Here is a 5,395-nt window from a genome sequence, read left to right as displayed (position 1 = left end):
GCGCTCCCGCGGGGATTGCCGGAGCTGCCAACCGCTACGGTTTCCCGCTGCTTTCGGGCGGCTCCGGCTGGGACTTCGGCCACACTGTCAAATCACTGCTTTATGCTCTGCAAAATTTCCTCAACCGTCGTTCCGTACAACTTTGCCAGCGCAATCAAATTAGAGGTACTCGGATCACATTCTCCGCTTTCCCACTTAGATACTGCTTGCCGACTAACCCCTATTGTTTCTCCTACAAATTCTTGGGTCATCCTATTTTTAGTCCGCAAGTCTTTCAATACTTCACCTAAATTTTGTTTAAGGACGCTCTTTTCAGCTCTTACATCTTTAGACCTAATATATTTCTTCAAAGCTCGAATAATCAAGATAACCAGATAGATAAATAGCCCGAAAAGACCTGCATAGATGATCAAAGAAATAACCATCATTGGTGCCGCTATACTCATATTTGTTCCTCCTTTCTGATCATCATTTTAGCAATAACTTCTCGGTTGCTACCACCAATTATTGAGCAACTTTAAGTTGCTTTCTACTTTCCAAACAGTTTACTAAACCACCCGCGCTTTTGCTCCGGCTCCTGGCCCTGCTGATCCGCTCCGGCCTCCCCGGTAAGAAGCTGCTGCTGGATTGTCCCCGCGTGAAGGGCCTGGGCCGCCGCTGCTGTCTGCTGGGCGGCAACCAGAGCCTCCGTCAGCTTTTCAATCTGCCTGTCTTTTACTTCAAGCTGTCCTTGTAGCGTGTCGATGGTGGCCTGTAAAACGCAAACCAAATCGGAAACTTCGTGGTTTTCGGTTTGCGTTTTAGTTTGCGTTTGGTTTTCGATTTCGGTTTGCGATTTTTCAGAAAAAGCCTCTTTTATCAAGGCTTCCTGGTGTTCATCAATCGCAAACTGGTTTCCGTTTTTTCGCAAACCTGATCGCAAACCAAGGTTTGCGATTTGTTTATTTACTGCTGTCTTTGATACCCCTATCTCGTCGGCTATCTGCCGGATCGTTTTCATACTTTCACGAACAGGCCCACAGGACTCACACCCTTAAACCCAGGCGTAGATATGTACCAACAGCCGGGGCCTGTTGGCTCCCAGGCCACTTCAAGGGTAATCTCGTGCCAGCCATCTGGAAACAATGCGGTAAATCCCTCTCCTGCGTGTATGCCACGCCCTTCCAGGAGCAGCCGAGGGTGCGGATCATCGTCTGCCGGATCGGGAAGCTGTATCTGCGCAATCCTCTCTTTATCCCAGCTCATAGGCCTTTCCTCCTTCCCCTAAAATAAATCGCTATGCGATCCCGTCCGGGTGAGATACAAAATCAGCTCGTCCCCGTCCACTTCGTAGATCAGCAACCAATCCGGCGTAATGTGGCACTCACGACACCCCGCATAGTCCCCAGAAAGTTGGTGATCCCTGTTCTTCTCTGGCAGCGGCTCCCCCGCCGCCAGCTTTTTAATAATATCCGTCAGCAAAGAAATATCAAAACCGCGCTTTTTCACGCGCTTCAAATCCTTCTGAAATTTTGTGGTTGGTCTTATGTTATACATCGGCAAGCAGCTCCTCCATCATCTGATCGACATTGGAATAGGTCTTGCCGAGGCTCGGATCGGCTTTCATTCTCTTTACTTCCTTGATTGCTTCGACGGTTTCAGCGTTCGGCACATCGCCGCTGATTTCAAAGGGTATTCTATACTCCCTCACAGCCTTACGCGCAAAAACATTGAACGCCGTTGTCATCGTCATTCCCATATCAGAACAAAACGCCTCAAACTGCCGCTTCAAATCCGCGTCCATACGGATATTGATACTTGTATTCGCCATAATAGCAACTCCTTTCGCTTTTATTATAACCCGTTTTATCATATTCATTGTATATCTTTTTGTTTACAATGTCAATACAACCTCCCCGCCCTCGACGCTCTAAAGTTCTACCCTGGTATGTACGCATTTAGGGGGCAAAAAAGCCTTGATTTATGCGGCTTTCCGGGCGCGGTAGAGAGGGGGCCTATATATTTTACCCTCGGAGGGCTGAAAACGGCTTCTAAAGCGTAACAGGGGCCTTTCTGTGCCTTATTCCTGACCCCCATCGTGCAGCGCGTCCAGGAGCCAATCGCTCAACTCCTGGGAAGGGGACACCCGCACCGTTATATGCCCATTTTCAAAGCGCACCACTGGCAGCGGGCAATCCCACCACTTGCGGACGGTTTTCGGATCAAGGCCAGTTTCCCGGTGACAGTCGGCCTTGCGCCCCTCCGGGTGCTGCTGCCGCCATTCATAAACCCGCGCCTGGGCCGTTCCGCTGCCTTTAGGCCGCCCATTCCCTTCTCTCCAATTCGTACCATTGGCCTTATCGTTAATCTCCTGGATTGCTCTCGCACCCTGCAAATGTACTGGCTGTTTGCGCCAGTTCCGCTTATTGACGGGCATAGTCAGGCCGGAGAGCTTCGCTATATCGTCCCTGGGGAATGTCACATAGTCCTCGTTGAACATCTCCAGGGCGCACACCACATCATCTTTTGTAAAGCGGTTTATATCCTCCACGCTCATATCATCGTAGGGCCGGAGCAGCGCGAAAGCGTCCCGGCGCAGCTCGTCCTCGTCTATCCCGCATTTTTTCGCATAAATCGCCAGCGTCATAATGCCATAGAAACGATGGCCCACCCGGATTTCATCGGCGATCCGGTGCAGCCACCAGTCATAAAGGTCACGCTTGACCGTCCAGCGGCCCCGTCGCTCCTTTTTGACGATCCGCCGCTCATACCAATCCGGGTACTTCTCCTTCGCCTCGGCCAGCGACAGGCGGCTCTTTCTCATAAGCCATTCAAGCCGCTGCTGCTCCCCATTGCTGTCCGGGATATAATCAAGCAGCCGCGCCAGCTCCACCGGCCCACCGAGCCGAAACGCCCTCACAGGGTACTCCCGTCCCAGCTTCGAGCCGGAGCCGACAACCCGAAAGCCCTGCAAAATCCCCTGCATTTGCGGCTCCTTGATGGTGGAGGTAAACTTATTCCAAATCTGCCGGGTAAGGGAATATTTCAGCTCTTTCAAGCATTTTTGGTTGTACGGGTACATAGGCACCGGCTCTTTCAGCACATAATACAGGTGAAGCCCTGTCCCGCTGTTTACAACAAAGGTTGCCTGGGGCAGAATATCCTTGTTCATCTGGTGCAGCGTGTCCCGGAGCTGGGGCATACCCACCCCGTCCAGGTCAAAGACCAGGGCATAGAGATACCGGGCATTTTTGCCGCACCGCCGCCGCCCAAAATAGGAGATCGGTGACATAATCGTAAAATCGGTGTCTTGCAGCTCCCGCAGCTCGTCCAGCTCGTCAGTAATGGTACAGCGTTTCGCTTTACCGTCCCCCTCGATCTGCAAGGCAATCCCCGTTGCCTTGTCAACCTCACCTTTCGACACCGTCACCGCAATTCCATTTCCCTTCCTGTCCTCAAAATGACCTTTCCTCTCGAAAGATCCTTCCGGAAAGATCTCACGATAAAACGCATACGGCTCCACCGGCTCCAAAAATTTCTCTAAATGCTCGTTCTTTTCCCTGTAAAGTTCCCGCAGCCGTTCCAGGGCTTCTTGCTGATCCGCCATTCCTTACACCTCTTTTCGTACATTCTGCAAACCCATAGGGGGAAAAGGGGGAGCCAAAGAGCGGCCCCTTCGGGGCCTTAAAGAGAAAGTCACCTCCCCCTTTTCCCCCTCGCTCTGGGGCATGGAAATGATGGAAAACCTTTCAGGTTTACCACATTCCCACACCCCGCCGCTCACCCCCATTACCCCCTCCGACTTTCTCCCTGTCCGAGAGAGAATATTTTATTATTTTTTCCCTGGCCTAAAGGCCATAGGGGGGCATATATTATCAATACATTTTATTCCCTATTTTTACTGTTATTATAGCCTGTCCGGGCGGCTCTTTCAAGTCCCCCGGACAGGCTTCTTTTACAGCTCCATACCGCCCCAGGTGTGGCCCCGTTCTTGCTCTTTCTCCGGCTGCTGCACCTCTGGCACAGGTAGCAGCTCCCGCGCCTTTTCGACCAGGGGCCGGAACTGCTCCGGCAAGTGCCGATCCAGAAAGTCCAGCACCGCCCCGATCCCTTCCTGGAGCCGTGCCGAAATCCCGCGCTCCCAGCTCAAATCTTCTTCCAGGTATTCCACCTGCACTTTGAGCTGCCGGTTTTCATTTTCAAGCCGCTGTCGCTCCTGGGCGTCCTTCAGCTTTTCTTTCATCGAGGGGATTTTCTGCTGAAGCTGTTGGTTTTCTACTTTCAGCTCCCGCACCTTCTGCTCTGCCGCCGCGCCCCGGATCACCGCCGCCTTCAGCTCCTTCACCTGCTCCACCGTCACGCCCTTGACGGCCCCTGTCAGCGTCTTTTCTGGTTGTATCGCGTCCAGATCGGGCTTGACCTTCTCCACCGCTTTCAGCAGCTTCACATTCCCTTGCAGGGCCTTTCTCTGCTTTTCCAGGGCCGCGATCTCTTGCTCTGCCGCTATCACCTGTTCCTGGACAGCTTCAAGTCGCTGGGCCGCTGCTCTGTATTCTGGCAGCTCCATATGAGGCCGGCCACCGCCCAGGCTGATGATCTCAAACTCGTGCGCCTGGGCGATTTCCGTTAGAGCCTCTTTCTCCCGTTCCATCCAGGCTTTCCATTCCGTCTGCTTCCGGCCCAGCCCTTCAAATCCCTGTTGCTTTAACGCCTGTTTCATTGATACCCGCGTTGAGAGGCCCCGGCTCTGCTCCGTTGCCACTGGCACGAAGTCCACATGGAGGTGGGGCGTGGCCTCGTCCATGTGCAGCACCATATTGAACACCCGCAGATGAGGGTTGCGCTCCTGGAAGGACTCTGCAAACTCTTTGAGAGCTGCCGCCGCCCGTTCCCCTCCAGGGGAGCCGCACCCGCAGTCCGTTAAGTTGCCGATCTGAAAGATAGCCTCGTGAAATAGCTTCTCCTGCTTGCTTTGCCGAATATGCTCATAGTAGTCTGGTATCTTATCCCTGGTCTTTTTCTTTTTGGCATTGTAGGCGGCCAGGGCTTCATCAAAAAGTTCGTGGTACACCTTCTTCAAATCCTCGTTGCAAAAGGTGACATTCTGCCCCGACCTGCTTCGGTCTACATTCGCCGCTGAAAAGCTCCTGTTGTTGTGCCGGATACTTCCCCGGCCCGTCATTCCCGAAATGGTTGTGCCTATAAAATCACCCGTCCCTTTCTCGAAAAAAGCCTATATCCTACTACTCCTATTTTACCATACCAGGCCGCAGGCCACAACCTCTTTGTTACTTTCTTGTGAGAAAGTAACGCAAAAGCACTTTCACACCGCCGCCCCATTGGGGCTGGCAGTATGAAAGTGCTTTTGCGCGCTCCCGCGGGGATTGCCGGAGCTGCCAACCGCTACGGTTTCCCG

The 5,395-nt window shown here is 52.9% G+C and carries 7 protein-coding genes; all 7 read right to left on the bottom strand.

The features are described 5' to 3' along the window. Positions 1-92 precede the first annotated feature (92 nt). Entirely contained in the window at positions 93-446 is a 354-nt protein-coding gene (locus DW922_RS17080; protein WP_118544361.1) for a helix-turn-helix transcriptional regulator, read from the bottom strand. An 83-nt stretch (positions 447-529) separates the two neighbouring features. Then, entirely contained in the window at positions 530-1,000 is a 471-nt protein-coding gene (locus DW922_RS17075) for a hypothetical protein (protein ID WP_118600844.1), read from the bottom strand. Further along, positions 997-1,245, bottom strand: coding sequence for a hypothetical protein (locus DW922_RS17070; protein WP_118697122.1), 249 nt, complete (start codon positions 1,243-1,245; stop codon positions 997-999). The genes DW922_RS17075 and DW922_RS17070 overlap by 4 nt, the downstream gene beginning before the upstream one ends. An 18-nt stretch (positions 1,246-1,263) precedes the next feature. Continuing rightward, positions 1,264-1,536, bottom strand: coding sequence for a type II toxin-antitoxin system YafQ family toxin (locus tag DW922_RS17065; protein WP_066859802.1), 273 nt, complete (start codon positions 1,534-1,536; stop codon positions 1,264-1,266). Then, positions 1,529-1,810 carry a type II toxin-antitoxin system RelB/DinJ family antitoxin gene (locus DW922_RS17060; protein WP_118544355.1) on the bottom strand — a complete coding sequence of 94 codons (282 nt, stop codon included), beginning with the start codon at positions 1,808-1,810 and terminating at the stop codon, positions 1,529-1,531. The genes DW922_RS17065 and DW922_RS17060 overlap by 8 nt, the downstream gene beginning before the upstream one ends. 249 nt (positions 1,811-2,059) lie before the next feature. Beyond that, the gene (locus DW922_RS17055) at positions 2,060-3,586 is read right to left on the bottom strand and encodes a hypothetical protein (RefSeq protein ID WP_118727153.1); all 1,527 of its coding nucleotides are present in this window, start codon (positions 3,584-3,586) and stop codon (positions 2,060-2,062) included. Positions 3,587-3,934: 348 nt separating this feature from the next. Next, positions 3,935-5,161 (bottom strand): plasmid recombination protein, encoded by a 1,227-nt coding sequence (locus DW922_RS17045; RefSeq protein WP_177312337.1) that lies wholly within the window; start codon positions 5,159-5,161, stop codon positions 3,935-3,937. Positions 5,162-5,395: the final 234 nt, after the last annotated feature.

Source organism: Clostridium sp. AM42-4 (assembly GCF_003480105.1).
In the GTDB taxonomy this organism is placed as follows: Bacteria; Bacillota; Clostridia; order Lachnospirales; family Lachnospiraceae; genus Brotaphodocola.
Note: the sequence above shows the minus strand (reverse complement) of the source record. Positions and strands in the feature narration are given on the sequence as shown.

Bases quoted from the DNA above. Each gene is read 5' to 3' on its own strand.
- DW922_RS17060 (WP_118544355.1), bottom strand. From the start codon at position 1,810: ATGGCGAATACAAGTATCAATATCCGTATGGACGCGGATTTGAAGCGG.
- DW922_RS17080 (WP_118544361.1), bottom strand. From the start codon at position 446: ATGAGTATAGCGGCACCAATGATGGTTATTTCTTTGATCATCTATGCA.
- DW922_RS17055 (WP_118727153.1), bottom strand. From the start codon at position 3,586: ATGGCGGATCAGCAAGAAGCCCTGGAACGGCTGCGGGAACTTTACAGG.
- DW922_RS17065 (WP_066859802.1), bottom strand. From the start codon at position 1,536: ATGTATAACATAAGACCAACCACAAAATTTCAGAAGGATTTGAAGCGC.
- DW922_RS17045 (WP_177312337.1), bottom strand. From the start codon at position 5,161: ATGACGGGCCGGGGAAGTATCCGGCACAACAACAGGAGCTTTTCAGCG.
- DW922_RS17075 (WP_118600844.1), bottom strand. From the start codon at position 1,000: ATGAAAACGATCCGGCAGATAGCCGACGAGATAGGGGTATCAAAGACA.
- DW922_RS17070 (WP_118697122.1), bottom strand. From the start codon at position 1,245: ATGAGCTGGGATAAAGAGAGGATTGCGCAGATACAGCTTCCCGATCCG.